This is a genomic window from Deinococcus proteolyticus MRP (assembly GCF_000190555.1).
GTDB classification, from domain to species: domain Bacteria; phylum Deinococcota; class Deinococci; order Deinococcales; family Deinococcaceae; genus Deinococcus; species Deinococcus proteolyticus.
On record NC_015161.1, the window covers coordinates 2077344 to 2102705 of the forward strand.

The 25362-nt window shown below is 67.3% G+C and carries 26 protein-coding genes; 12 read left to right on the forward strand and 14 right to left on the reverse strand.

The features are described from left to right. Nucleotides 1-2: 2 nt before the first annotated feature. A complete protein-coding gene (locus DEIPR_RS09935; protein ID WP_013615696.1) occupies nucleotides 3-572 on the reverse strand; it encodes a type 1 glutamine amidotransferase domain-containing protein in 570 nt (189 codons plus the stop codon). Nucleotides 573-869: 297 nt separating this feature from the next. Here DEIPR_RS09935 and dnaG point away from each other — a divergent pair, with 297 nt between their 5' ends. Beyond that, on the forward strand, nucleotides 870-2615 hold the full coding sequence (dnaG, locus tag DEIPR_RS09940) for a DNA primase (RefSeq protein WP_013615697.1): 1746 nt from the start codon (nucleotides 870-872) through the stop codon (nucleotides 2613-2615). A gap of 41 nt (nucleotides 2616-2656) precedes the next feature. Further along, entirely contained in the window at nucleotides 2657-3754 is a 1098-nt protein-coding gene (murI, locus tag DEIPR_RS09945) for a glutamate racemase (RefSeq protein WP_013615698.1), read from the forward strand. Nucleotides 3755-3834: 80 nt separating this feature from the next. Here the strand turns inward: murI and DEIPR_RS09950 are convergent, their stop codons facing one another. Beyond that, nucleotides 3835-4755: a class I SAM-dependent methyltransferase gene (locus DEIPR_RS09950; RefSeq protein WP_013615699.1), complete on the reverse strand. Its 921-nt coding sequence runs from the start codon at nucleotides 4753-4755 to the stop codon at nucleotides 3835-3837. A 28-nt stretch (nucleotides 4756-4783) separates the two neighbouring features. Here DEIPR_RS09950 and DEIPR_RS09955 point away from each other — a divergent pair, with 28 nt between their 5' ends. Next, the gene (locus tag DEIPR_RS09955) at nucleotides 4784-5194 is read left to right on the forward strand and encodes a PIN domain-containing protein (protein WP_049775158.1); all 411 of its coding nucleotides are present in this window, start codon (nucleotides 4784-4786) and stop codon (nucleotides 5192-5194) included. A 14-nt stretch (nucleotides 5195-5208) separates the two neighbouring features. Here the strand turns inward: DEIPR_RS09955 and trmB are convergent, their stop codons facing one another. Next, on the reverse strand, nucleotides 5209-6201 hold the full coding sequence (gene trmB / locus DEIPR_RS09960) for a tRNA (guanine(46)-N(7))-methyltransferase TrmB (protein WP_013615701.1): 993 nt from the start codon (nucleotides 6199-6201) through the stop codon (nucleotides 5209-5211). Beyond that, complete coding sequence (locus DEIPR_RS09965; protein WP_148231829.1) at nucleotides 6198-7016, reverse strand: FAD-dependent oxidoreductase; 819 nt, start codon at nucleotides 7014-7016, stop codon at nucleotides 6198-6200. The genes trmB and DEIPR_RS09965 overlap by 4 nt, the downstream gene beginning before the upstream one ends. A 131-nt stretch (nucleotides 7017-7147) precedes the next feature. Here DEIPR_RS09965 and DEIPR_RS09970 point away from each other — a divergent pair, with 131 nt between their 5' ends. Next, nucleotides 7148-7708: a DUF2231 domain-containing protein gene (locus tag DEIPR_RS09970; protein ID WP_013615703.1), complete on the forward strand. Its 561-nt coding sequence runs from the start codon at nucleotides 7148-7150 to the stop codon at nucleotides 7706-7708. A gap of 74 nt (nucleotides 7709-7782) precedes the next feature. Beyond that, on the forward strand, nucleotides 7783-7968 hold the full coding sequence (locus DEIPR_RS09975) for a hypothetical protein (RefSeq protein WP_013615704.1): 186 nt from the start codon (nucleotides 7783-7785) through the stop codon (nucleotides 7966-7968). On the opposite strand, the gene dprA is transcribed toward DEIPR_RS09975, so the two are convergent. From dprA to DEIPR_RS10010, 7 genes are all read right to left on the reverse strand, one after another. Then, nucleotides 7965-9089, reverse strand: coding sequence for a DNA-processing protein DprA (gene dprA / locus DEIPR_RS09980; RefSeq protein WP_013615705.1), 1125 nt, complete (start codon nucleotides 9087-9089; stop codon nucleotides 7965-7967). The genes DEIPR_RS09975 and dprA overlap by 4 nt on opposite strands. A 45-nt stretch (nucleotides 9090-9134) precedes the next feature. Further along, nucleotides 9135-10511: a sensor histidine kinase gene (locus DEIPR_RS09985; protein WP_013615706.1), complete on the reverse strand. Its 1377-nt coding sequence runs from the start codon at nucleotides 10509-10511 to the stop codon at nucleotides 9135-9137. A gap of 41 nt (nucleotides 10512-10552) precedes the next feature. After that, nucleotides 10553-11212, reverse strand: a complete 660-nt coding sequence (locus tag DEIPR_RS09990; protein WP_013615707.1) for a response regulator transcription factor — start codon at nucleotides 11210-11212, stop codon at nucleotides 10553-10555. Then, nucleotides 11213-11596, reverse strand: coding sequence for a hypothetical protein (locus DEIPR_RS09995; protein WP_148231830.1), 384 nt, complete (start codon nucleotides 11594-11596; stop codon nucleotides 11213-11215). A gap of 253 nt (nucleotides 11597-11849) precedes the next feature. Beyond that, nucleotides 11850-13331 (reverse strand): dihydrolipoamide acetyltransferase family protein, encoded by a 1482-nt coding sequence (locus tag DEIPR_RS10000; protein ID WP_013615709.1) that lies wholly within the window; start codon nucleotides 13329-13331, stop codon nucleotides 11850-11852. 157 nt (nucleotides 13332-13488) lie between these two features. Next, on the reverse strand, nucleotides 13489-14517 hold the full coding sequence (locus DEIPR_RS10005; protein WP_013615710.1) for an alpha-ketoacid dehydrogenase subunit beta: 1029 nt from the start codon (nucleotides 14515-14517) through the stop codon (nucleotides 13489-13491). Beyond that, on the reverse strand, nucleotides 14514-15623 hold the full coding sequence (locus DEIPR_RS10010; protein WP_013615711.1) for a thiamine pyrophosphate-dependent dehydrogenase E1 component subunit alpha: 1110 nt from the start codon (nucleotides 15621-15623) through the stop codon (nucleotides 14514-14516). The genes DEIPR_RS10005 and DEIPR_RS10010 overlap by 4 nt, the downstream gene beginning before the upstream one ends. A gap of 379 nt (nucleotides 15624-16002) precedes the next feature. On the opposite strand from DEIPR_RS10010, the gene mnmG reads away from it, so the two are divergent. The 6 genes from mnmG to DEIPR_RS10040 all read left to right on the forward strand — a co-directional run bounded on the left by mnmG (nucleotide 16003) and on the right by DEIPR_RS10040 (nucleotide 21917). Continuing rightward, nucleotides 16003-17823: a tRNA uridine-5-carboxymethylaminomethyl(34) synthesis enzyme MnmG gene (gene mnmG, locus DEIPR_RS10015; RefSeq protein ID WP_013615712.1), complete on the forward strand. Its 1821-nt coding sequence runs from the start codon at nucleotides 16003-16005 to the stop codon at nucleotides 17821-17823. A 100-nt stretch (nucleotides 17824-17923) separates the two neighbouring features. Continuing rightward, the gene (rsmG, locus tag DEIPR_RS10020) at nucleotides 17924-18691 is read left to right on the forward strand and encodes a 16S rRNA (guanine(527)-N(7))-methyltransferase RsmG (protein WP_013615713.1); all 768 of its coding nucleotides are present in this window, start codon (nucleotides 17924-17926) and stop codon (nucleotides 18689-18691) included. 85 nt (nucleotides 18692-18776) lie between these two features. After that, nucleotides 18777-19526, forward strand: a complete 750-nt coding sequence (locus tag DEIPR_RS10025) for a ParA family protein (protein WP_013615714.1) — start codon at nucleotides 18777-18779, stop codon at nucleotides 19524-19526. Beyond that, the gene (locus DEIPR_RS10030; RefSeq protein ID WP_013615715.1) at nucleotides 19510-20397 is read left to right on the forward strand and encodes a ParB/RepB/Spo0J family partition protein; all 888 of its coding nucleotides are present in this window, start codon (nucleotides 19510-19512) and stop codon (nucleotides 20395-20397) included. Before DEIPR_RS10025 ends, DEIPR_RS10030 begins: the two co-directional genes overlap by 17 nt. A 117-nt stretch (nucleotides 20398-20514) precedes the next feature. Next, on the forward strand, nucleotides 20515-20988 hold the full coding sequence (locus DEIPR_RS10035) for a universal stress protein (protein WP_013615716.1): 474 nt from the start codon (nucleotides 20515-20517) through the stop codon (nucleotides 20986-20988). Next, nucleotides 20985-21917 (forward strand): L-lactate dehydrogenase, encoded by a 933-nt coding sequence (locus DEIPR_RS10040; RefSeq protein ID WP_013615717.1) that lies wholly within the window; start codon nucleotides 20985-20987, stop codon nucleotides 21915-21917. The genes DEIPR_RS10035 and DEIPR_RS10040 overlap by 4 nt, the downstream gene beginning before the upstream one ends. Before the next feature lie 51 nt (nucleotides 21918-21968). Here the strand turns inward: DEIPR_RS10040 and DEIPR_RS10045 are convergent, their stop codons facing one another. From DEIPR_RS10045 to DEIPR_RS10055, 3 genes are all read right to left on the reverse strand, one after another. Further along, the gene (locus DEIPR_RS10045) at nucleotides 21969-23174 is read right to left on the reverse strand and encodes an LptA/OstA family protein (protein ID WP_013615718.1); all 1206 of its coding nucleotides are present in this window, start codon (nucleotides 23172-23174) and stop codon (nucleotides 21969-21971) included. 25 nt (nucleotides 23175-23199) lie between these two features. Beyond that, entirely contained in the window at nucleotides 23200-24099 is a 900-nt protein-coding gene (locus tag DEIPR_RS10050) for an LptA/OstA family protein (RefSeq protein ID WP_013615719.1), read from the reverse strand. Nucleotides 24100-24193: 94 nt separating this feature from the next. Next, on the reverse strand, nucleotides 24194-24796 hold the full coding sequence (locus DEIPR_RS10055; protein WP_013615720.1) for a hypothetical protein: 603 nt from the start codon (nucleotides 24794-24796) through the stop codon (nucleotides 24194-24196). A 104-nt stretch (nucleotides 24797-24900) separates the two neighbouring features. Here DEIPR_RS10055 and DEIPR_RS10060 point away from each other — a divergent pair, with 104 nt between their 5' ends. Then, nucleotides 24901-25338 carry a hypothetical protein gene (locus DEIPR_RS10060; protein WP_049775166.1) on the forward strand — a complete coding sequence of 146 codons (438 nt, stop codon included), beginning with the start codon at nucleotides 24901-24903 and terminating at the stop codon, nucleotides 25336-25338. The last annotated feature ends 24 nt before the right edge of the window (nucleotides 25339-25362 follow it).

Sequence of the window (25362 nt, forward strand, 5' to 3'; positions counted from 1 at the left end):
ACTTACTGGCGGCGGCTGCTGTGGTCGCCCTCAGCGAACTCCTCAATCATCTTTTTGTTGAAAGCGGGCAGGTCGTCGGGGTTGCGGCTGGTCACCACGCCCTTGTCGGTCACGCATTCTTCGTCCACCCACTCGGCGCCGGCCAGCGTCAGCTCGTGCTTGAGGCTGGGCCAGGAGGTCATCTTCAGGCCTCCAGCAATGCCGGTTTCGCTGAGGCTCCAGGGGCCGTGGCAGATGGCGGCAATGGGCAGGCCACGGTCGTAGGCGTCGCGCACGAACTGCATGGCGGCCTTGTCCATGCGCAGGGTGTCGGGGTTCACGGTGCCGCCGGGCAGCAGCAAGCCGGCGTAGTCCGCGATATTGGCCTCGGCCACGGTCTTGTCCACGCTGTACTTGGCCTGGGGCTCGATGTCGCCCTTCATGCTCTGAATCTGGCCGCTTTTCAGGCTGATCAGCTCACAGGTGCCGCCCGCTTCCTCAATGGCCTGCCGGGGACTGGTCAGTTCGATTTCTTCCACACCGTCGGCCGCCAGAATGGCGATTTTCTTGCCTTGCAGTTTTGCGTTGGTCATAAACCGAGTTTGGCGTGCTAGCGCGTGAAAGGTGTGACCGGGTGGTCAAGCGGCTTTTAGGCGGCCTTGGGAAGTTCTTCAGCCCACCCCCGGCGCTGCGGGAGCATGGGGCAGAGCTTGTCAAGTGGGCAAGCTCGCGGTCGGTGAGGCGGCCGCGGCGTAAGGTAAATAAGCAAGCCGCAAAAGCTCCCAATGTTACAATTGGTTGTTTTTGCGGCGAATTGGGCCTGTGGATTGCCGCTGCCACGCGGCGACTCCGGTCAGAGGAGGTGAGCAGACATCGGAACCAAGGAAGACGTGCGCGACCGGCTGAACATCGCGGACGTCATCGGTGAATATGTCAGCCTCACCCCAGCGGGCAAGGGCCGGCTCAAGGGACTGTGTCCTTTTCACAAGGAAAAGAGTCCCTCGTTCCAGGTGGACACCGAGCAGGGCTACTACTACTGCTTCGGCTGCAAAGCCGGCGGCGACGTGTTCAAGTTCGTACAGGAAACCGAGAATCTCAGTTTCGGTGACGCCCTGCGCAAGCTGGCCGAGCGGGCCGGCGTGCAGCTGGAGCAGAAATACGGCGAGCGGGTCAGCCGTGACCTGTACGACGTGAACGACTTCGCGCTGCAGTATTTCCGCAGTCACCTGCGCGGCGACGCCCTGGCCTACTTTCAGGGGCGTGGCCTGACCCCACAGGTGATGGAGGACTTCGAGCTGGGCTTTGCGCCGGACAGCTGGGACGGCCTGCTGCAACAGGCCCGCGCCCATGGCCTGAGCGAGCGGCAACTGCTGGACGCCGGCCTGCTGACCCAGAACGAGCAGGGCCGGGTGTACGACCGCTTCCGGGGCCGGGTGATGTTCCCTATCCGCGACCACCTGGGCCGGCTGGTGGGCTTCGGCGGGCGCGTGCTGGACGACTCCAAGCCCAAGTACCTCAACACCCCCGAGACGGACGCCTTCAAGAAAGGCGAGCTGCTGTACGGCCTGCACCGCGCCCGCAGCGTGCTGAAAGACGGCCAGCCCCTGATTGTGGCCGAGGGGTACATGGACGTGATCGCCCTGCAGCAGCACGGGTTCGCCGGGGCGGTGGCCAGCCTGGGCACCGCGCTGACGGCCGAGCACGCCGCGCTGCTGGAACGCCTGGGCGCCCGCGAACTGGTGCTGATGTTCGACCGCGACGAGGCCGGCCTCAAGGCCACGCTGTCGGGGCTGGACCAGACGGTGGGCGCCCGCTTTCAGGTGCGGGCCACCAGCGTGCCCAGCGGCAAGGACCCGGCCGATGCCCTGCGCGAAGGCGACGTGCAGAGCATTCAGCGGGCACTGCAGGGCGGCCTGAACGAAATCGAGTACCGGGTACACGCCGCCCGCGACCGGTACGGCCTGGACAGCCGCGACGGCAAGCGCAAAATCCTGATGGAGCTGCTGCCACGCATGCAGAACCTGGACCCGCTGGACGAGGGCGCCGACCAGATGCGGGCCAAGGTGTGCGAACTGCTGGATATCCGCCCGCAGGCCCTGCTGGACTGGATCGGGTCCAAGGCCAAGCGGCGCACTCTGACCGATACCCACCTGGCCGGCATGAGCCAGGGCGGCGGCCACGAGGAGGACCGCGAGCTGGCCCTGCTGCGGCAGCTGCTGGTGGACCCCCGGCTGCTGGCCAAGCTGGACGGCACGCTGGGCTGGCGCAACGAGCTGGTCCGCAAGGTCATGTTGGCGGCCCAGGGCGCCCAGAGCACCGACGACATCATGAGTGTGTTCCGGGGCCAGCCCGAAGAGGGGCAGCTGATTCGGATGATGTTCGAAACCCGTCAGAGCGGCAACATCTCGCGTGCCGGCCACGAGGAATACGAGGCCAAGCAGCAGACCTACGCGGCGGCGGCCGTAGACGACATCCAAGTGGGCCTGAGCATCGAGTCGCTGCGGGGCGAGGTGAAGCTGCTCAAGTCACAGCTCCTGGACGCGCCACCCACCCAGCAGGCCGACATCCTGCGGCAGATTACCGAGCTGCAGCGGGCCATCGAGGCCGAGAAGCGGGCGCGGGTCCACGGCGCCTGATATGGAGCAGGGCGCGGCGGCGCGGGCGCTATGATGGCGCGGTGAACGACGCAGCGCCTATCGGGGTATTCGACAGCGGAGTCGGCGGCCTGAGCGTTCTGGCCGAACTGCGCCGCGCCCTGCCTGACGAGCGCTTTTGCTACCTGGCCGATACGGCACACCTTCCCTACGGCACCCGCAGCGACGACGACATCCGCCGGCTTACGGAGGCGGCGGCCCGCTGGCTGCACGGGCGCGGCTGCAAGGCGCTGGTGGTCGCCTGCAACACGGCTTCCGCCTACGGCCTGCAGCATCTGCGCGGCACCTTTCCGGAGTGGCCTGTCGTGGGCCTGGTGCCGGCCGTCAAGCCGGCGGCGCTGAACACCCGCAGCGGCGTGATTGGAGTGATGGCCACCCCGGCCACCCTGCGCGGCTCCAAGTTGCAGCAGTCGGTTGCCGAGTGGGCGGCGCCACGCGGCGTGCAGGTGATGCTGACCACCAGCCCCAAACTGGTGCCGCTGGTGGAGCGGGGCGAGGCCGACAGCCCCGACGCCCGCGCCCTGCTGCGGCAGCTGCTGCGCCCGCTGGCCGAGGCCGGTGCCGACCAGCTGGTGCTGGGCTGCACTCACTACCCTTTTTTGTCCGGCAGCATCCGGCGTGAATTCAAGGACCAGTTCACCCTGGTGGACAGCGGCGGCGCTGTGGCCCGCCAGACGGCCCGAGTACTGGCCGAGCGCGGTCTGCTGGCCCCGGCGGCCGAGCCATCCTCTACGCCGCAGCCGAGCAGCCCGCAGCCCACCAGCCTGCAACTGGCCAGCCCACAGGTCGAGTATTACGTGACCGGCGACCCGCAGGCCGCCCAGCAGATCATGTTGCAGCTGCTGGGCGAGACGGTCACGGTCCGGGCCGCCCGCGTTAACGCCAGTTTGGGACAATCCTCAGCACAGCGGCTCCCTGGGGGAACAGACTGCACTATGACCAAAGACAGCACGCAGGAAACCGCCACCAGCGGGTACGTGGATACCGACCAGCAGGCCGAAATTACCGAGGGCATGCAGGGCGCCACCGGCGACGCCGACGCCAACGGCCTGGACCCCAAGGCCGACCCTCAGGAAAAGTTGGCCGAGCTGGAAAAGAACATGCAGGACATCCAGCAGTAAGGGGAAGCGCCCCTGTTGTTCAAGCTGGGCAAGTGCAGCGACTTGCCCGGCTCTTCATTTATCGCCGCTGTCGCCGCCCCCTACAGGTCCAGCCCTGCCGGTGTGGTGGCGCCGGCCGGAATTGCCGTGACCAGCACCTCATGCTTGCCGGTCACGAACACTTTAAACCCGTGCTTGTGCAGATAACGCCGGGCCTGGGCCACATCCGCGAACAGCAGGCTGAGGTCGGGCCGGGCAAAGTTGCGCAGCCGCGCTCCATAGCTCACTTCGCCGCCGCTGTAGCGCGCGTTGGGAAAGCCCAGCACCAGCCCGCCACTCGGGTTCAGGTGTGAGCGGTGGAGTGTGCGCAGCACCCCGTCCAGGCTGACATCCCGGCTTTGCAGCACGCTGAGGGCCAGCACCAGGTCAAAGCGGCCCAGCTCAGCCGGCAGTGCGCCGATGTCCCGTTGCTGAAAGGTAAAGCCGGGATGCCGCACCTGCGCCGCTGCCAGCGCTGAAGTGTCCAGGTCCAGGCCCAGCACCTCTAGCCGCCGGCCCGGAAAGGCCAGCGTCAGGGCGTCCAGCTCACGGCCGCTGCCGACCCCCAGCGCCAGCACCCGGCCACCTTCCGGGGGTGCGGCGCGGCGCAGCGCCTCGACCAGCGTGAACAGCAGCACCGGGTCTTCCAGCTTGTCTATGCGGGCGAATTCGCTGCCGGCGCTGTAGTCGCGGGCCGTGTCCAGGCGGCCTGCACGGGGGCGCAGGGTCAGGCGCACTTTTCCTGCCTCCCGCCTGCCAATCAGCAGGTGGGCGTCCAGCAGGTCGGCCAGGTCGGTCCAGACGGCCCAGGGGCGGTGCCGGCCAGCCGGGCCTGTTTCGCCGGCATACAGCCCCAGGCCCAGGTCCGGGTCGGGGACGCTGAAGCCCACCTCATCCCGCTCCTCCAGCGCCCGGCGCAGGGCCGGTAGCAGGGCGCTCATGGGCTGCTGGCCGAAGTGCGGGTCCGTCACTGAAAGAGTCATGGCAGACAGGAAGTTTACAATGCTCCCTATGACCCTGCCCACCCGCTGTGTGCTGGACGCCAGCTCGCTGCTCAGTTATGTCCTCAACAAGGAAGGAGCCAGCAGTGTGGCCGAACTGCTGGAAAATTCCGCCATGCACGCCGTGACCTGGACCGAGATGCTGACCCAGCTGTCACGCCGCAGCGACGTTCACGAGCCGGACCTGGTCGCCGCCCGCCTGAAGAAAGTGATTCGGATTGACGTGGGGCACGAACACGACGCCGAGCTGGCCGGCCGCCTCGCCGCGCTGGGGCCGCAGTCAGGTCTGTCGCTGGGCGACCGCTACGCCCTGGCGATGGCTGCGCGGCTGGACGTGCCGGTGGTCACCGCGCACAGCCACTGGGCTGCGCTGGACCTGAGCACGCTGCCGGGCAGCCTGCGAATCCACTCTATCCGGTAGGGCGGCCAGGGGCCCTAGTAGCCCCGGTGCCGCACTTGCGCGCCCAGCTCGGCCAGGCGGTCGGTAAGCACCCCCACCGCCGCCTTGACCCCCGGGGTAATAATCGGCCCGCCGAAGCGGCCCAGGCGGACCAGCGTGCTGCCGTCCTCACGGGCGGTCACGTCGATCAGCACTTCCTGGGTCAGGTCTCCTTCCACCACGTGCGCCAGGGCCACCCAGCTGGAGCCATGTTCACTGCGGCGCAGGCTGGCGTACAGGTCCAGCAGCACCACCGTCCAGACTCCACGCGGGTCACGGGCGGTGTGCTTGCTGAAGGTGCGGGGATCGAACTGGGCGGGCAGCTGAACGATGCTGTGGGGCACGGTGGGGTCGTCCTCCTGGGGGGGGTAGGGAGCGTAGCCGCTGTACGGCACCTCGGAATGGGCAGTGGGCACAAAGCGGGCGTGCTGCGGCCTCAGGCCCAGGTCGCGCCACTTGAGGGCATATTTGGTTTCGAGCGCAGCGGCCGGCGGCTCCACACGCTCTACGCGCATCACGCCGCTGGCCTCCGCCTGAGCACAGGCAAAGTCGAAATATTCGTCGTGGTCGGTGGTCAGCAGCACCGCGCCGCCGGGCTTCAGGCGGCTGGCGGCCAGGCGGAAAAAGTCGGCCCGCAGCAGCCGGTGGTCCTCGTGTCCGGCTTTAGGCCAGGGGTCGGGAAAATTGACCACCATCAGGTCCAGTGCGCCGTGGGGAACCACTTCGCGCACCAGCACCTCGGCAGGCAGCTTGGTCAGGACAGCGTTGTCCAGGCCCGCTTCTTTCAGGCGGCGGTGCGCCTTGAGCAGCGATACACCGCTGATTTCTACGCCCAGATAGTTGGGCACTGCGGCAAAGGTGCGGGCAAAGTGCGGCCAGAAGCGGCCGTCGCCAAAGCCCACTTCCAGCACCCAGGGACGCTGCGGCGTCTGCGGGTACAGGCTCTCGGGAGCAGACGGAAACTGGAAATCGCCCAGCCGGTAAATCATGCCTCCCCCTCACTCGGCCGGGCACCCAGCTGCATGGCCAGCGCAGCGGCATCTTCCAGCACGCGGCGGTACGAGTCACCCTGCGGCGTGCAGCGGCCCAGGGCGTACAGCTCGCTGAACCGCTCCACGCGGAAGCCGTCCAGCTCGCTCCCTGCCAGCGTCAGGAAGCGCACCTCGTAAGGCGGCGCTCCCTCCACCGCGGCCGCCTCCTGCGCCGCGCCGGTCAGATAGACACCGCTGCGGGCCAGGTCGTCGGCCAGGAAATCGTAGGCGACCTCGGAGAGGCGGCCTGCGTCTTCCATCGTGTCTCCTACCAGCAACCTTCCTTTGAGAAAGGCACCCACCGCCAGCACGGCGCGGCGGGCCAGCAGCGTCGGGCCTTCCCAGGTGCCGAGGCGCAGCCGCTCGCCGCCGTCCTCCGCAGGTTCTTCGTCCAGGCTGGACACGGTGCTTTGCAGCAGGTGCAGGCCATCCGTACTTTCCAGCCGCGCCTTGAGCCGCCGGTGGAAGGTCCAGCTGTCGGCTCCTTGCGGCAGTTCGGCCGCCAGAGCGCCCAGATGGCTGTCCGCCGGGAAAGCGGCCCCGGCCAGCGTGGGGGCGTACAGGTTGCCCACGTGGTCCAGCGCCTGGGTGACCAGCAGCACGTCGTGCCCGGCCTCTGCCAGCCGCAGAGCCAACTCGGAACCGGCCAGCCCCGCGCCGACAATGGCGACATCGTACAGGTGGCCCGGCTGCGGCTGGCTGCGCGGCCGCCCAGAGTCGCGTGCCAGGCCAGGGCCAGACTCGCTTGCCGGGCTGGAGGAAGGAAGCGTCATCAACCCCAGAGTGTAAAGCATCCGGCAAGTCGCAGCCGGGACTGCCCCGGGGCAGGGGTGGTTAGACTGCGGCCATCCCCACTTCCGGCTTTTTCCCCCTTCCCAGATGACCCCAGATGAGGTGACGCACCATGAACCTGACCTTTGCAGACACCAGCCCCAGCAACCGCGCCGAAGACCTGCTGTCCGAGCACTCCGCTGTAGACGGGCTTTCATTAGAGGTGCAGCAGGCGCTGAACGCGGCCCTGGACCGGCTTCCGGAGGGCGTGGTGGGCGCCCTGCGCGGCGAGTGGCTGGGCCATCCGCTGCACCCGGCCCTGGTTCACCTGCCGCTGGGCGGGTGGATAATTGCCGGCATGCTGGACTTTGCTCCGCTGGGCCACAGCGCTGAAGAGCGCCGGCGCCGCGAGCAGGCAGCCGACACGGCCCTGCTGCTGGGCACGGTGGGCGGCCTGGGTGCCATTGCCAGCGGCTGGACCGAGTGGAGCACGGCACGCGGGCAGGCGCGGCGCACCGGCCTGATTCACGGCGCCCTGAACGAGACAGCTTTTCTGCTGAACGTGGGTTCGCTGCTGGCCCGCCGCCGGGGCCAGCGCGGCCTGGGCAAAGCGCTAAGCGGCGCAGGTCTGGGGTTGGCTCTGGCCGGCGGTCTGCTGGGCGGTCAGCTGGTGTACCGACACCGCATGGGGTGAGCGGGGAAGGCAGGGAGAACGCGGGGCCCCAGACGCCACGCAGCCGCGCCGCTGAATCCCTGGCCTCTGGGTTGATGGTCGCCGCCCTGCCGACACTGGAACTGTACCTGCTGCCCTGGCTGGTCAGCCTGCTGGGTGGCGTCCCGCTCCTGCTCAACCGGCACGTTCCTGGACGGCCAACCTTTTATCCCAGCCTGACCCCGTTTCTGCTCGGGGCCAGCCTGCTGCTGCCGTTCCCGACATCGCCGCTGTTCTCCTAGCGCCGTAGCCAGCGCCCGCCGCTGTCCTCGGCCAGGCCGGAAAGTTGCAGCATCATCAGGGCCGTTTGCAGCTCGGCTAGGCCCAGGCCCGTCAGGGCAGCCAGATCGTCCAGCGTGCGCGGTTCGGTCAGGGCGCTGTAGGTGGCCGCCTGCTCCGGGGGCAGGTCTGGGACATCCTCGCCTGCGCCTGCGCCTGCAGCCCGCGCTTCCCAGCCCAGCTCGGTCAGGATATCGGCGGCCGTTTCGGTCAGCACGGCACCTTCGCGCAGCAGGCGGTGGGGACCGGACGCCCGCAGGTCGCCTGCACGGCCCGGCACGGCGAAGACGGTGCGCCCGCACTCCAGCGCGTGGGTGGCGGTAATCAGTGAGCCGGACTTCAGCTCGCCTTCTACCACCAGCACGCCAGCAGAGAGCGCCGCAATCAGCCGGTTTCTCTGCGGAAAGTGGTGCGCCTTGGGGCCGGTGCCCAGCGGGTATTCGCTGACCAGCGTGAGCCGGCGGGCCAGGTCCACGTTCTCGGCGGGGTAGACCCGGTCCACGGCATGTCCCACCACCCCGATACTCAGGCCCCCGGCCTCCACGGCAGCGCTGTGGGCAGCGGTATCCACACCCCGCGCCAGGCCGCTGACCACAGTCAGCCCCGTGCCGGCCAGCTCGGCGGCAATCTGGCGGGTCAGGCTCAGGGCATGCGGGCTGGCGCTGCGGGTGCCCACAATGCCTACGGCCGGCGGCGTGGGCGGCAGCTCCGGCAGCGGTCCACGCACCCACAGCACGGCAGGCGGGTCGCCCAGGGCTTCCAGGGCCGGTGGGTAACCGGGCAGGCCCCGGCCCAGCAGGGTAATGTCCTTGCCGGCCTGGCGAGCCGCCGCCACCTTTTCCAGCTCCTGCGCGGCCGACTCACGCGGGGGCGCCATGCCGATGGCCGCTGCGCTGCGGCGGTCCAGCCCGGGCACCTCGCGCAGCGCCTCAGGTGGAACTTCCAGCGCTGCCTGCGCCGTCCCGAAGTGGCGGCGCAGCGCCTCTATGCGGCGTGTTCCCAGTCCTGGGGTCAGCCGCAGGGTCAGCAGCGCCAGCAGCTCGGCGTCGGGCGAAGGTGCAGGGTGGGGAGCGAACAGGCTCACCTGCCCAGCATACGGGAGCGGCCAGGGCCTTCTCCCGTGGACCTCTTACCCTGGGACTCCTGCAGAGACAGCCAGCTCCTCGTCATGCTCATCGTGCTCGTCGCCCTCGCCTTCCAGCAGGGCGTCGGGAATGCTCAGGCGGAACTCGGCGCCCCCATCCACGCTGTTGCCGCCGGTTAGCGCGCCGCCGTGCATTTCGGCAATCTGCCGGCTGACGCTCAGGCCCAGGCCGCTGGACCCACTGCCACTCACGAACGGGTCAAAGATGCGCTCGCCCAGGTCGGCGGGCAGGCCCGGGCCAGAGTCGCGCACGGTGAACTGCAGCTGCTCGCCCAGCGACGCCAGGTCCAACGTGACCTGCCCCCCTGGCCCGGCGGCCCGGCGGGCGTTGGCCAGCAGGTTACGCAGGGCCTGGGTCAGCCGGTCTGGATCGCACAGAATCATGCCGGTCCAGTCGCCGCCGTACTTGGTGCCCGGCACCAGCCGCTCCAGGCGGTCCCGCAGCGTGGCGGCCCCAATCAGGTGCCACACCAGCTTCAGCTCCAGTTCACCGCGGGCCAGCTGCATCAGGTCCTGGGTGGTAAAGGTCAGCTCATCGGTGACCAGGGCCGCCTTCTGGATTTCGGGGTCGCCGGTGCGCTCGCCGGCGCGGTCCAGCGTGGCCTTGAGCACGGTCAGCGGTGCGCCCAGCTCATGCACGATCTGGCCCAGCAGGGCCTTTTCGCGGTACTGCTGGGCATCTATCCGCACCAGCAACCGGTTGATGGCGCTGAGCAGCCGGTGTACCTCGTCCCGCCGCTCGGGCAGCGGCAGCGCCGCCACGCTGTGCGCCGGGTCAATCCGGTCGGCCAGCAGCGCGGCGCGGCCCAGGTGCGACAGCATCCGCTGACCCAGCAGGTAACCCAGCAGCAACGTCAGCAGCGGAGTCACCATCACGGCCAGCAGCAGAGCGCGGCTGGCCGCCTCGCGGGCATCCACCAGCGGCTCGCTGGGCAGTGCCACCCACAGCGTCTGCCCCTCGAAGAACCCGGTCAGCTGCCGGGACGCCCCCCGGAAAGCCACGCCGTCAACGCTGAGGTCGCCGTCCAGCGGGTAAGGAAAATGGTCCCCAGGCTGCAGCTGCAGCGACGAATCCTGCGAGGCGAGGACCACTGTTCCCTGCCCGTCCACCACGGCCGAGAAGTTGTCCAGGGCAGGCGCCAGCGACTCGCCTAAGCCCGCCGACGGATTGCTCAGGCGCTGCGAGAGGGTGTCGGTGCGGTCGGCCAGCCGCATCTGAAACTGGCTGTCCATCCCGCGCAGCATCAGGGTCATCATGGCGCCGCCCACCACCGTGACCAGCACCAGCGTGACCAGGCTGAACGCCAGCGCCAGCCGGAAGCGCAGGCTCTCGTGCCAGGCCACCTTGGCGCTGCTGAGCATGGGGAGCGTTCCGGGCACCGGCTGCCTTGCCTTCCCGGCCGCTAGCTTTGCAGAACGTAGCCGACGTTGCGGATGGTGCGGATTCGCAGATCCGACCCGGCCCCGTCCAGCTTCTTACGCAGCTGCGAGATACGGACCTCGACCGAGTTGGAGCTGGGGGTTTCCCAGCCGTACAGGTGTGACTCGATATCGGCGCGGCTGAAGACCCGCTCGGGGGTCCGCATCATCAGTTCCAGAATGCGGGCCTCGTGCTCGGTCAGGTTGATGTGCTGGTCACCCACCGTCATGGTCAGCGAGCTGGTCGAGAGGCTGGTGTTGCCCAGATTCACGCCGCCGCCCGACGCCGTGCGGCGCAGCAGGGCGGTGATGCGGGCTTCGAGTTCCGGCATGGCAAACGGCTTGGTGAGGTAGTCGTCGGCGCCGGCGTTCAGGCCGGCCACCCGCTGCTGCACATCGGAGCGGGCCGACAGCACCAGCACCGGCGTGGAAGAGTACTGCCGCAGGCGCGCCACCAGGTCCAGACCGTCGCCGTCGGGCAGGTTCAGGTCCAGCAGAATCAGTTGCGGAGCGTGGGTCCCCAGCCAGTCCTCGGCCGAACGTAGGGTGGCGGCGTGATGCACCTGATAATCCGCGTTCAGATAGTCGCGCAGCAAGGGGCCCAGGTGGGGATCGTCTTCGACCAGCAGCAGTTGGGGCAGCATCTATCTTCCTCCTGAAATTTCGGTAAGGTCGAGTTTCAGTCTATAGGAAGCCAGGAACTGTTCCAGGCTCTGCAGGCCGCCAGGCAGCTTGATCAGCACCTGACTGCCGCGCACCTCGCCCTCGTAGCGAGAGCGCAGGCCGGGGTACTGCGCCCGGGCACGTTCCGGGTCACTGCGGGAAAACAGAATGACCACCCGCCCCGAAGCGTCACGCACCATCTGCCCGCGCATCACTCCGCCCGCCGACTCGCCGTAAGCCAGCTTGGTGTCCAGGTTCTGATCCCACACCATCATGTCGAGCGCGCCAGCCGGCGCCCCTAGGCCGGACAAGGCCAGCAGGGCCACGGCCCCCTTCAACCAAGTTCCAGCAGCTTTCATGTTCATCTTCATCTCCATTTCCACTCTGGACATTCCTCTCGGTGGCTTCAGCCCTATCCAGAACGTGTTGTACAACGCCTAAAATTCCTGTGGGCCTGTCACCGACCCGCCATTCAGTTTTCCCAGCATAAGGAGTCAAGCTGACGCCGACGTGACCTGCACCGGCCCCACCTTGAGCTGGGCTGAAGAAACGCCATGTCTCATCATAGAGAGCGCCGCGCCGGAACTGATCTCCGGCGCGGCGCTCGTGGGGCGGAGATTACATCGCTTCCAACATCAGGCGGTCCGGGTTTTCCAGCAGGCGAATCACTTCCTTGCAGAAGCGGGCCGCCTCGGCACCGTCCACCAGGCGGTGGTCGAACGACAGCGAAATGTACATCATGTGCGCGATTTCGATTTCATCGTTCTCGTTCACGATGGGGCGCTTCTGGATGGAGTGAATGCCCAGAATGGCCGCGTCGGGCACGTTGATGATGGGGAAGGAGAACAGCGCACCGATAGAGCCGATGTTGGTGATGGCGAAGGTGCTCCCGGCCAGCTCGTCGCCTTTCAGCTTGCCTTCCTGAGCGCGGGCGGCCAGGTCCACCACTTCACGGGCCAGCTCGTACACGGACTTCTTGTCCACGTCGCGCAGCACCGGCACAGTCAGGCCGGCGTCGGTGGCGACGGCCATGCCCATGTTGTAGTAGCGCTTCTGCACGATTTCCTGGGTGGCCTCGTCAAAGGAGGTGTTCAGGCTGGGGTACTTCTTGAGCGCGGCAGCCACCGCCTTGAAGATGAACGGCAGGTAGCTGATTTTCACGCCCGCCGCGGCGGCTTCGCCCTTCACGCGGTCACGGAACTGCACCAGTTTGGTCATGTTGATTTCGTCTACCGTCAGGGTGCGCACGGTGTACAGGTGGCTGGCCAGCATCTGGTTGGAGATGGCGCGGCGCATGCCCCGCAGCGGCACCCGCTCTTCGAGGTGCTCGTAGCCTTTGGGGGTGCGGTATTGCACCGGAGCGACGGGCAAGCCGCCCTGACCGCCTACCGGAGCCGCAGCGCTGGCCGCAGGAGCCTGGGCCTTGATATGGCCCGCCACGTCGGCAATGCGGATGCGGCCATTGGGACCGGAGCCGCGCACGTCCTTCAGGTCAATGCCCATCTCGCGGGCCAGCTGGCGGGCTGCAGGTACGGCCAGTACGCGGCCATCGCTGCGGCCTGCCGCCGCGCCCACACTGCCAGCTTCGCGGGCAGCCTGCGGGCTGGGGGCGTCTCCCCTGCCCAGCCCCTGTACCTTGACGGCGCCGCCCGTCTCGAAAGCCTTGAACAGGCTGCTGGAATCCTCGTCCTTGGCAATGTGGCCGGCTTCCACGATGGAGCGCTCTTCCTCGGCCTGCGGGGGCAGCTGCACACCGTCGGTCGTAGGGTTCTCGCCGGTGCCCTGAATGGCCTGCTCGGGGCTGGGTGCCTGACCGGCACCGGAACTCTGGCCCGAGTCGGCTGCCGGCGCCGCTGCTGCGCCGCCCATTTCATCCAGCACCAGGATGGGCGCGTGGACCGCCACCACGTCGCCTTCTTTGACCAACAGGCGCGATACGGTGCCGGCGAAGGGGCTGGGCAGTTCGACCGTCACCTTGTCGGTCATCACTTCGCACAGGGGTTGCTCGGCCGCGACAGTGTCTCCTTCCGCGACCATCCACTTGAGAATCTCACCTTCGACCACGCTCTCGGCCAGTTCAGGCAGCAGCACTTCTTTCATCGGTCACCTCGTTCGTGAATTCCAGGCCCGCAGGCCCGGCTTGAATTTTGGGCCTGCAGGCCCAGGGGATACATTGCAGATTCGTGACTCAGGGTAGCAGGGCCGCTGGAAGCTGCAGCCCCTCCTGCACAGGGCACCGGGGCACCCAGTAGTGCACCTAGTAGTTCAGCACCCGCACGCAGGCCGCCGCGATGCGGTTGCCGCCCGGCAGGTAGATCTTGTCCTGCACGTAGGGATAAGGCGTATCGAAACCGGCCACCTGAATCACCGGAGCCAGCAGCGAGTCGAACAGCGCCTCCTGAATGGAGTAGGCCACCTCGCCCATGAAGTTGGCGGTGCGGGGAGCCTCGCTGACCAGCACGGCGCGGCCGGTCTTGGCGACACTTTCCAGCACCGCTTCCTTGTCCCAGGGCATCAGCGAGCGCAGGTCCAGCACCTCGGCCTGCACGCCCTCGCCGGCCAGCGCCTGTGCAGCGTCCATCACATCCGGCATCACACCGCCGTAACCGATGATGGTCAGGTCATGGCCCTCACGCCGCAGCGCCGCCTTGCCGATAGGCACGGTGTAATCGCTGACAGGCACCTCGCCCTTGGCCGCACGGTACAGCCGCTTGGGCTCGAAGAAGATCACCGGGTCCTCGCCGCGCAGGGCGGACTTGAGCAGGCCCTTGGCGTCGTAGGGAGTGCTGGGCATCACGACCTGCACTCCCGCCATATGGACGTAATAGCTTTCCGGGCTCTGGCTGTGGTGGTGTCCGCCCTTCACGCCCCCGCCCGAGGGCGTACGGATGACCATTGGGGCCTTGTTGTGGCCACCGGAGCGGTAACGGATTTTGGCAGCCTGCGACAAAATCTGGTCGAAAGCCGGGCCCATGTAGTCGGCGAACTGAATTTCCGCCACCGGGCGCATGCCCCTCAGCGCCATGCCGATGGCGGCCCCCACGATGGCGGCTTCGGACAGCGGCGTGTTGAACACGCGGTGCTCACCGTGCTTGGCGGTCAGGCCGGCAGTGGCCATGAAGACTCCGCCGCGCGGGCCCACGTCTTCTCCGAACACCACCACGCGCTCGTCGCGGGTCAGCTCCTCGTCCAGCGCCTCGGTCACGGCGGTGATGAGGTTGATGGTGCGGGTCTCGCCGCCTGCGACATCCTCGGTAGCGTTCCGTTCCTGTGCAATCAGGCTCATGCGCCCACCTCCTGTTCGGCACGCACGTAGGCTTCTTGCTCGGCCAGGTGCGGGGGTTGCTCGGCGTACACGTCCTGGAACATCACGTCCCAATCAGGGGTGCCGCTGGCGGCCGCTTCCTCAATGGCGGCGTTCACTTCGGCATTCACTTCCTGCGCCAGCGCTTCTTTCTCCTCCGAAGTCACCGGGCTTCCCAGGTGCGCCAGCAGTTTTTCCACGCGGTCGATCGGGTCGCGGCCGGTCCACTGCTCCACTTCTTCGCGGGTCCGGTAGTGCTTCTCAGCGTCGGCATCGGCGTTGGAGTGCGAGCCCACGCGGTAGGTCAGGGCCTCCACGATAGCGGGACCTTCGCCGCTGCGAATCCGCTCGGCCACGTGGCTCATCACTTCCAATACAGCCACCACGTCGTTGCCGTCCACGTAATAGCCGGGAATGCCGTAGGCGCGGGCTTTGATATGGATGGTTTCGCTGGCCGTCTGGTCGGTCACGCCGGTCGAAATAGCCCACTGGTTGTTCTCGCACACGAACATCACCGGGGCCTGCTTCACAGCGGCCATGTTGATTCCGGCATGCCAGTCGCCTTCGCTGGTCGCGCCGTCCCCGAAGGTGCAGACGGTGATTTCGTCGGTACCCAGGTACTTCTGCGCCATGGCGGTGCCGGTGGCCGGCGGAATCTGCGAAGCGATGCTGGAGCTGATAGAAACGACGTTGTGACTGGGCGCGCTGAAGTGGTGCGGCATCTGACGGCCCTTACACACGTCGGTGTTGGTGCCCATGATTTGGCTGATGATCTGCAGCATCGGCACACCCAGGGTGAGCATGATGGGGTGGTCACGGTAGTACAGCCACCACCAGTCGTGCCCGGCGCGGCAAGCGCGGGCCAGCCCCACCTGAGTGGCTTCCATGCCGTGCGCCTGAGCGTAGAAGCTGGTCCGGCCCTGACGCAGCAGGGTAATCAGCTTGCGGTCGAACTCACGGGCGCGGAACATCTCACGGTACAGCCCCCGCAGAAACTCGGGCGTGTAGCGCTCGGGCAGCGCCTGAAGCGGTTCGCCCTGCTCGGAAACCCAGCGGATGGGTTCCGCGGTGAACGGTTGAATCTTCATATCTTGGTCTCCTGGGTTCTGCCGGCAACCCGTGTGACTGGCACCCGGAGGCCAAAGCCACTGGCCGGTGCAGGCCCAGGACGGGGCAGCAGAGAAACAGATTGTGGATTGATGTGCCCTGCCATCATAACCCAATTCATGCGGCAGCAAGGGCCAGCTGGCGGCTGGGAAGTTCACCCTCCCATGCGTGTCAGACAATCTTTTACCCTTATGGTTCACAGTTTGCAAAGCGCTGAGGAGACCCAGCTTCTCCATTTATCTCGCTTGCCGTTCGTGAGTTTACAGATGACATCCAAGCTGTGAGTGAGAAGGCCTGCACTCTACGCTGACGCCCGCTAGCACACAATGATTCCCTTAGCCACCAGCTAAGCTGGCAGGCATGAAGAACCGCTGGAACGTCATCGTTATCGGCGGCGGCCACGCGGGAATCGAAGCCGCCTGGGCCGCTGCAAAGTTTGGCCGGGCGGCCATGTTGGTGGGCAACCCCGCCACCATCGGGCGGATGCCTTGCAACCCCTCGGTGGGCGGCCCTGGCAAAAGCCAACTGGTGTTCGAACTGCAGGCGCTGGGCGGCCTGATGCCCACGCTTGCGGACCAGACGGCCATTCACACCCGCGTCCTGAACGCCAGCAAGGGGCCGGCGGTGCAGTCGCTGCGGGTGCAAAACGAGCGCGACCTGTACGCTACGGTGGCACAGGACGCGCTGCTGTCGGTCCCGGAGCTGGACATCCTGCGCGGCGAGGCCGCCGACCTGGAAAGCGACGGTCAGGGTGGGTGGTGGGTGGTCACCACCGACGGACGGCGTTTCTGGGGGCGCAGCGTGGTGGTGGCGGCCGGAACCTTTATGCGCGGCGTGACCTGGTACGGCCGGCAGTCGCGCCACGAAGGCCGGCAGGGCGAACCGCCTTCGCGCTACCTCAGTGCAGCGCTGGAGCAGGGTGGGCACACCCTCAAACGCTTCAAGACCGGCACGCCCCCCCGCGTGCGGGCCGACTCGGTCCGCTTCGGCGACCTCACCGTGATTCCGGCCGACCAGCCTGCCCGCAGCTTTACCGGCACACCTGGGCCACATGCCGAGGCCTCCCCCACCTGGCAGACCCATACCACTCCGCTCACGCACCGGCTGGTGGCCGAGAACATTGGCCACTCGGCCATGTACGCTGGCGATATCGACGCCCTGGGCGCCCGCTACTGCCCCAGCATTGAAGACAAGATTATGCGTTTCGCCCACCATGACCGGCACCTGCTGTTCGTAGAACCGGAGGGCCTCGAAACCAGCGAAGTTTACCTGCAGGGCTTTTCGTCCAGCCTGCCGCCGGAACTGCAGGACGTGTTGGTCCGGACTCTGCCCGGCTTCGAGCAAGCCGTGATTCAGCGCTACGCCTACGCAGTGGAATACGACGTGGTGGACTCTACCGAGCTGACCATGAACCTGGAGTCGCGCCGGCTGCCCGGCGTCTATACGGCTGGGCAGCTGAACGGCACCAGTGGCTATGAAGAAGCGGCCATGCAGGGCCTGGTGGCCGGCACGGCCGCCGCCCGCCGCGCCGCCGGACTGAGCGAGGAGACGTTCAGCCGCGCCGACGGTTACCTGGGCGTGCTGCTGGACGACTTGATGCTCAAGGGCTGCGACGAACCGTTCCGGATGATGACCAGCCGGGTGGAGCATCGCCTGCTGGTGCGCCAGGACAATGCCGACGAGCGCCTGACCCCACTGGCGCAGCGGCTGGGGCTGGTCGGGCAAGTGCAGCTGGACGCCGTGCAGGCCAAGTACCGCCGGGTAGAAGCGGGAATGCAGGCCCTGGCCCGGCAGCGGCTGGACGGGAAGCCGGCCGAGGTGCACCTGCGGCGACCTGAAGTCTCGCTGGTCGACCTGGAAGCTCAGGGGGTGCAGCTACCCGAACTGAGCCGCGAGGAAAAGGAAGCGGTGGAAATCCGGGTCAAGTACGCCGGCTACCTGGACCGCGCCCGCCGGCAGCTGGACGCCGAGGCGAAAGCTGGCCGCCTCAGCCTGAGCGGCGTGGACTTTGCGGCAGTGCCCTCGCTGTCGCTGGAGGGCCGCGAGAAGCTGCTGAGGCATGCCCCCACCACAGTGGAGCAGGCCAGCCGCATTCAGGGCGTGCGCCACGCCGATATCAGTGCGCTGCTGGTGCATCTGAAGCAGCGACAGGGCGGCGGCGGCCGCTCAGCTCACAGCTGAACACCTTTGCGTTTCACGTGAAACAGGCCGGGGCATGTGGTCCGGTGTTTCATGTGAAACAATCGCCCCCAGTCGCCCGGCCGCTATACTGCCAGGAATGATGTCTGCCGGCTCTGAACCCTCACCACCTGCTGCACCCACCTTACTCAGCGAAGCCGGCTGCCGTCTGCTTCAAGGGGCCGCCGCCGAGGGTGGACATCCTCTGACTTCTGCACAGACGAAGCAGTTCGCTGGGCTGTACGGGCGGCTTTTGGAAGGCTCGGCCCAGATGAACCTGACTGCTCTGCAGTCCGAGCGTGACATCGTCCTCAAGCATTTCGTGGACTCGCTGGGCTGCCTAAACGCTGGCGAGTGGGCCACCGGTGCCGCTGTACTGGACCTGGGCACTGGAGCTGGTTTCCCCGCCTTACCACTGGCGATTGTGCGGCCCGACCTGCGCATCACAGCGCTGGACGCCACCGCCAAGAAGGTGGCTTTTGTGGAGCGGACGGCGCAGGCGCTGGGGCTTGCCGTCCAGGGACTGACCGGCCGCGCCGAGGAAGTTGGGCGTGACCCACAGCACCGGGGAGCCTACGATGTGGTCGTGACCCGCGCGGTGGCAGCGCTGCCGGTCCTGGCCGAGCTGGCGCTGCCCCTGCTGAAGCCCGGCGGTATGCTGGTCGCCCAAAAGGCACAGCTGAGCGCCGAGGAGCGCGCCGCTGGACTGCGGGCAGCAGGGCTGGTCGGCGCAGAGCTTGGGGGCGAGTGGCAGGGGCAGCTGCCGGTACTGGGCGACGCCCGCTGCCTGCTGGTGCTGCGCAAAGTGGCCGAGACGCCAGACACCTACCCTCGCCGCACCGGCATTCCCAACAAGCGGCCGCTGGGCTGAGCCGCCTGAGCGGACGCCCCAGGCAGGCAGCAGAGCATTTCATCCGACATATCTACCCACAGGCAACCATCAAGAGGCAGCTACCGTGAAAATCATAGGAATAGTCAATCAAAAGGGCGGCGTGGCCAAGACCACCACAGCGGTGAACTTGGCTGCTTATCTGGCCGCACAGGGGCAGCGGGTGCTGCTGCTGGACATGGACCCGCAGGGCAACGCCACCAGTGCCCTGGGACTGCGCGACGCTGAGGAAGGGCTGTACGAAGCCCTGGGACTGCCGGGCAAGGTGAGCAAATACACCCAGGCGTCGGTGCAGCCGGGACTGGACGTCCTGCCGGCCACCCCTGACCTGGCCGGGGCCGGTGTGGAACTGGCCGATGACCCCGACGCCCTTTCGCGCCTGCTGGCCAGCGTGAGTGGCTACGACCTGGCCATCATTGACGCGCCGCCCAGCCTGGGGCCACTGACCGTGAATGTGCTGGCCGCTGCGCACCGGCTGATTATTCCCCTGCAAGCCGAATACTTTGCACTGGAAGGGCTGGCCGGCCTGATGGAAACGGTGGAGCGGGTGCAGGAGAGCCTCAACCCGCAGCTTCAGGTGCTGGGCGTCGTGCTCACCATGTTCGATGGCCGCACCAACCTGGCGCAGGAGGTCGAGACCACGGTGCGTAAGCATTTCGGGTCGCTGGTCTTCAGCGCCGTGATTCCCCGCAACGTGCGGCTGTCGGAAGCGCCCAGCTTCGCGCAGCCTATCAACCTGTTTGCCCCCAATTCGCTGGGGGCCGCCGCCTACCAGCGCTTGGCCGGGGAGGTGATGGAGCGTGTCCAAAAGTCCTAAAAAACCCAGCCTGGGCCGTGGCCTGGACGCTCTGCTGAGCCGCAAGGAAGGAAGTCGCCCCCGCGCCGCCGAAGTAGAGACGGCCGCCGAACAGGAGCAGGAGCGCCGTGGCGTGCAGCTGCTTCCCACCAGCCGGGTGATGCAGGCGGCCTACCAGCCCCGGCAGGTGTTCGAGCCGACCGCCCTGGCCGAGCTGGCCCAGAGCATCCGTGAAAAAGGCATCCTGCAGCCGCTGCTGGTACGCCCGCGCGGCGACGCCTTTGAAATTGTGGCGGGGGAGCGCCGCTGGCGGGCCTCGCAGCTGGCCGGGGTGGATGAACTGCCGGTCATCATCCGCGACCTGTCGGACCGGGAAGCGCTGGAAATCGCCATTATTGAGAACCTGCAGCGCGAGGACCTCGGCCCGCTGGAAGAAGCCCGCGCCTACAAGACGCTGATGGAGCACGGCCTGAATCAGGAAGGGGTGGCGCAGGCCGTGGGCAAGGGCCGCAGCACTGTGGCCAACGCGCTGCGGCTGCTCAGCCTGCCGGACGCCGCACTGCAGGCGCTGGAAGCCGGCGACATTAGCGCTGGACACGCCCGCGCCATCCTGGCCCAGCCGGAAACCGACCGCCTTTGGGCGCTGGAGCAGATTCGCCGCCGGGGGCTGAATGTCCGCGAAGCCGAGGCCCTGCGCCGGGACCGGGCCGCCGCCGAGCCGGTCCGGGTCAATCCGCCGCGCCCCTTCAAGCAGATTGAGGTGGACCTTAGCCGCCGCACCGGCACCCGCGTCAAGATTACCGGCGAAGATAAGGGCCGCATTGAGCTGAACTACGGCTCCCGCGAGGAGCTGGAGCGGCTGCTGGAGCTGCTGGGCTACGACACTGAATAACAGCCGGCCCGGTAACCCAGTAAAACGCTGGACCTCATGGCCCGCCCCAGTTCTCCCCTGAGGCGGGCCACCTTTGGCCGGTGACATCTGCCTTACCGGAGTGGCGTAGGCTGAAGCATGTCCAACCCAGCCGGAGGTTTCAGCCGCATCGCGGTCGGTATCGACTTCTCGCCTTCCTCGCTGTACGCGCTGGAAGTGGCCCGCACGCGCTTTCCCGGGGCACAGCTGCGGCTGCTGCATGCGGTGGATGTTCGCATGACTGCCTCGCCGGACATCATGGGTGGCCTCGCCCCGATGAGCTATGACCCCGTTTTGCTGGAAACCGTGGAGCAGGGCGACGCCAGGCAGCTGGCAGGGCTGGTCCAGCCAGGGGAGAGTCACGAGCAGCTGGTGGGCGACCCGGTCAGCGGCCTGCTGGATGCCGCCCAGGCCTGGCAGGCTGACCTGCTGGTGGTGGGCACCCACGCACGCGGGCCCTTGGAGCACTTCCTCCTGGGCAGCACTGCCGAGAAACTGGTGGCCCGCAGCCCGGTGCCGGTCCTAACGGTGCGCCGGCCCAGCGGCCGGGGTGCTACCGGAGGTGCCCGGTGAAAGTCGGTGTGGTCGGGAGCGGCTTCGTAGGGGCGACGGCAGCCTACGCCCTCACCCTGCGCGGCACCTGCAGTGACCTGGTGCTGGTGGACCGCGACGCAGACCGCGCCCGCGCCGAGGCCGAGGACATCGCGCACGCCGCTCCGGTCAGCCACGGCACCCGGGTGACGAGTGGAGACTTTTCAGCTCTGAGCGGCTGTGAAGCGGTGGTGGTGGCCGCCGGCGCCAACCAGCAGCCGGGCGAAACCCGCCTGGAACTGCTGGGCCGTAACGCAGCCATCTTCCAGGAACTGATTCCGCAGATTTGCGAGGCGGCCCCTCTGGCTGCGCTGGTCATTGCAACCAACCCGGTGGACCTGCTTACCGACCTGGCTGCCAGCTACGCACCGGCCGAGCAGATTGTGTTGGGGTCGGGGACCGTGCTGGACAGCGCCCGCTTCCGGCACCTGATTGCCCAGCGGGCCGGCGTGGACGCCACGCACGTGCACGGCTACGTGCTGGGCGAGCACGGCGACAGCGAAGTGCTGGCCTGGAGTACGGCGCAGATTGCCGGACTGGGGGTAGAGGAGTTCATGGCGGCCCGTGACCTGCCCTGGAACAGCGATCTCCGGGCCGAGATTGACCGGGGCACCCGCGACGCCGCCGCCGCCATCATCTCGGGCAAGCGGGCCACCTACTACGGCATCGGCGCCGCACTGGCCCGCATCGTGGAAGCCATCATCCTCAACCGCCGCGCCATCCTGACCGTGAGCGGTCCGACCCCGTACGGAATCGCCATGTCCCTGCCCCGGGTGGTCGGCCGGGGCGGAATAGAGCAGACGCTGCACCCCCCGCTGACCCATGAAGAGACCCAGGAGCTGGAACGCAGCGCCCAGACCCTGCGAGAAGCCCTGGCTGCGCTGGGTGAGCAGCAGAACCCGGCACAGTAGCGGGAGCGGGAACCAGCCAGGCTCCCGCTCCCATTTCCATCAGCTGCGCTCTTAGGGGCCGTCCGAGAACTCGCCGCTGATACGTACCCCGGCCGAAGCCCAGGCCACCGCCTCGTCGCGGTCCAGGTCATAGAGAATCTCGGCGGCCTGCAGCCGCTCCTGCCCACGGGTGGTCACCGCAGGCTGCTCGGGAGTGCCGATCAGGCGGGCCAAGTTGGCTGCGTCGTCGTATTCCACGCGGGCGGCGCGGCTGACCCGGCCCCCGCTGGAATTCAGGACCACGTTGCCCACCAGCACCGTGCGCTCGCGGTCCACATCCACCTCAATGCTGCCGGACGTGCCGGACAGGTCACCGGACTCGCTGTCCGGTACGTCCCGCCGGAAAGTAATCGGGCCGTCGATGCGCGCCACCCCGTCAGACTCGTCGTACTTGAGGCGCTGGCCGGTCAGCTGGGTCTGCCCCTGCGTCACCTGCACGGCGCCGGGCACGTCGCGGGATTCGGCGGCCACGGCGCAGCGGCTCAGGCGGTCGGTGGCGCCTGCCGGGGCTTCGTCCAGCAGCCGGGCCGTACCGCCGCCCGCTTCAATCTGGCCGTCTCCAGCCGTGCCGTCGGGTCGCTGGCGTTGGGTAACCAGGGCCAGCGGCACCCGAATCAGGTTCTTGTCGATACTGATTTCGACCCCGCCGGCGCCGGACTCACTGAACACGGCCAGGCTAGGACCGTTCGGGTCCTCGCCCTCCTGCGGCTGACAAATGGTGAAGATGCCGCTGGCGTCGTCCGTACCCTTACGCACCACCCGAATGCGGCGCTGCTGGCCGTCGTCGCCCTGGCGCAGCAGCTCCAGGGACGAATACTCGTTCCCCGGCGCTGCCTCCGCGGCCCTCTCTGCCCCTTCCGGCGTGGCCGTTTCCTCAGCCCAGCGCTCAATCTCAGCCCAGTCGTCATCGGCCCAATCACCGGCGTCCCAGTCATCGTCGGCCCACTCACCGGCGTCCCCAGCATCAGCAGCCGACTCCTCGGGAGCTGTCTGCTCAGAGGCTGAACCGTCTTCAAGCACCGCGCCAGGACTGGCGGCAGCCGGGCTGTTCCCGGCGGGCTGACCCGGTTTCGCTGGGGCCGGAGCGGCAGCAGGCGGGGAGGAGGGCGCAGCCGGCCAGGGCGTCTGGGCCAGCGCTGCACCGAAGCTCAGCGCCAGTCCCACCATCAGTGCAGCTGCGAATCCCCATCCCCCGGCCTTGCGGCCATTGCTCCTCATTGCGCCACCGCCTCGCCTGCCCGGCTTACTCGCCGCGCAGCTTGAACTGCGAGGTGGGGATGTTATAGCCGCTGTTTAGGGTACGCACGCGGGCCAGGTCAGTGCGCTGCTCCAGAGCGCCGCTGGAAGGTGCCCGCACGGTGGAACCGCTCTTGGAATCGCGGCTCACAGCGTTGCCCACCACGTAGGCCACGTTCTTATTGTCGTCGTAGAACAGGGCATTGCCGGTGGTGGTAATCGAGCCCTGTACCAGCTTCACGTTGCCCTTCACGTAGATGGTCTTGTTGCCGGTCAGGGCGCGCACCTCACCACCGGTAATCAGCATCTCCTTCTGGTTGCCGCTGGCTTCCTGGCGCAGGCGGGGAGAACCGGTCAGCACGCCCAGCTCGCGGTCCTCGTCAAAGACCAGCTGCGAGGCGGCGGCGCTCTGGTTGCCCTGGCGCAGCACCACGCTGCCTTTGGAGGTCGAAACGTTGTTGTCTACGTCCAGGCTCATGCTTTCGGCCTTGATTTGCACGGTTTCGCCGCTGCGGTTCTCAGGCACGAAGGAAGCGCGGGCGCTGCCACGCAGCACGCCCTGACCGGTGGCCTCGCTGTAGACCAGCTCCGAGCCCTGGGCCGCCAGGCGGCCACGCTGCACGCGCACATCGCCGGTAAAGCGTGAATTGCGCTTGCCCTGCGACCCTACGATGGTCTGGCCCTGGGGTGCCGCCAGCCGGGCCTCGGTGGCCGTGATGCTGAGCGTGCTGACGGTGGCGCGGACCGGGTTGCCGCTAAAGGTGATGGGGCCGTTTCGCAGGTCGCCACGCGGCGCACCCTGAATTTTGATGATGCGGTTGGCGTTGGCCTGGGCCAGCACACCGGTTCCGGTCAGGGACAGCAGGGCGAAGGTGACGGCTTTTTTGGCAGTGGGGTTCAGAAGCATGGGAATTCCTCCTCAGGGAATGTTCGAGAGAAATAGGGAAGAGACGAACGGGAGGGAAAAAGAAAAGGGAAGTGGAGTGCTGCCGCGCCGCCGGTCAGACCGGGACGCGCTCGCCACCGACACATTGCTCGGCTGCATTCATATCCCAGCCAAAGCTGGATTTCTCACTGCTTTCCAGAATCTCGAAGTCAAAGGTCATGCGCATGTCCAGCACCTCACCCACAATGGCCGGGGAGTCCACCTCGGCCAGGGGAGCACTGAACCCGGTGTTCTGCTCGACTCGCACCGGCTGGGCGTCGTTGCCAGTCAGCTTGACCACCGCGCACTCCCTGACCAACGTGATGGTGGCGGCATCGGTCACCATGTTGTCCTGCCGGTCAATGGTCAGGTCATCGGCGGCCAGACGTGCGTCCAGCACGGTCTTGCCGGTAAGTTGCCCGGCTGCGTCGCGCTCGCGCAGCCAGCGGCCACCGTCTTTCAGGCGGGACAGATGGGTTTCGCCGCTCAGGGGGTCGTTGACCACCTGGTTGGCTTCGAATCTCCAAGAAGCGTCGGGGTCACTGGCCGGATACAGGGTCAGCGACACACCGTGCAGCGTGGCTCCCGTCTCGGTGCGCGGACTGCTGGCCGGCAGCAGCGCGAACACTGCGGCGAACAGCACCAGCGCACCCAGGACATAGGAACCGATTTTCAGCACAGCTTCAATTTAGGAGGCCCTCTCATGAGAGTGATGGGGCAGAACTGACACCGGATTGACCTGCAGCGCAGGATTGCATCAGGTAGGAAGATTACCCTGGCGGCATGGAAAAATGGATGTTTGCATTGTTGCTTGCCGCTTCTCCCGCTACTCTGGCCCAGAGCGCTCCGCTGCAGGCGCCTCCTGCGCTACAGACCGAGCAGCAGGACGCCCGGAACCCGCGCCAGAGCGTCAAGCTGGGGGCCGGCGAGCTGGGGACGCTGGGGACACCAGGGGCGCCAGGCAGCGCCCGGGTCGCCGTGCTGGGGGTGCAGGACAGCCGCTGCCCGGAAGACACCATGTGCATCTGGGCCGGCGAGGTGCAGGCCCGTGTGCTGCTGATAGAGGGCGGCCGCTGGAAGGTGCTGCAGCTGCGCTGGCGCCCCGGCCAGCTGGACGCCGAAGAGGGACAGGGGCAGGGCACCGCTGACCGGACAGCCGGAGTGCGGCTCACGGCGGTCAGTGGCTACGGAGAGAACCTCCGCCTGACCCTGAGCCGTTGACGGGCTGACTTCCTGAGGCAACTG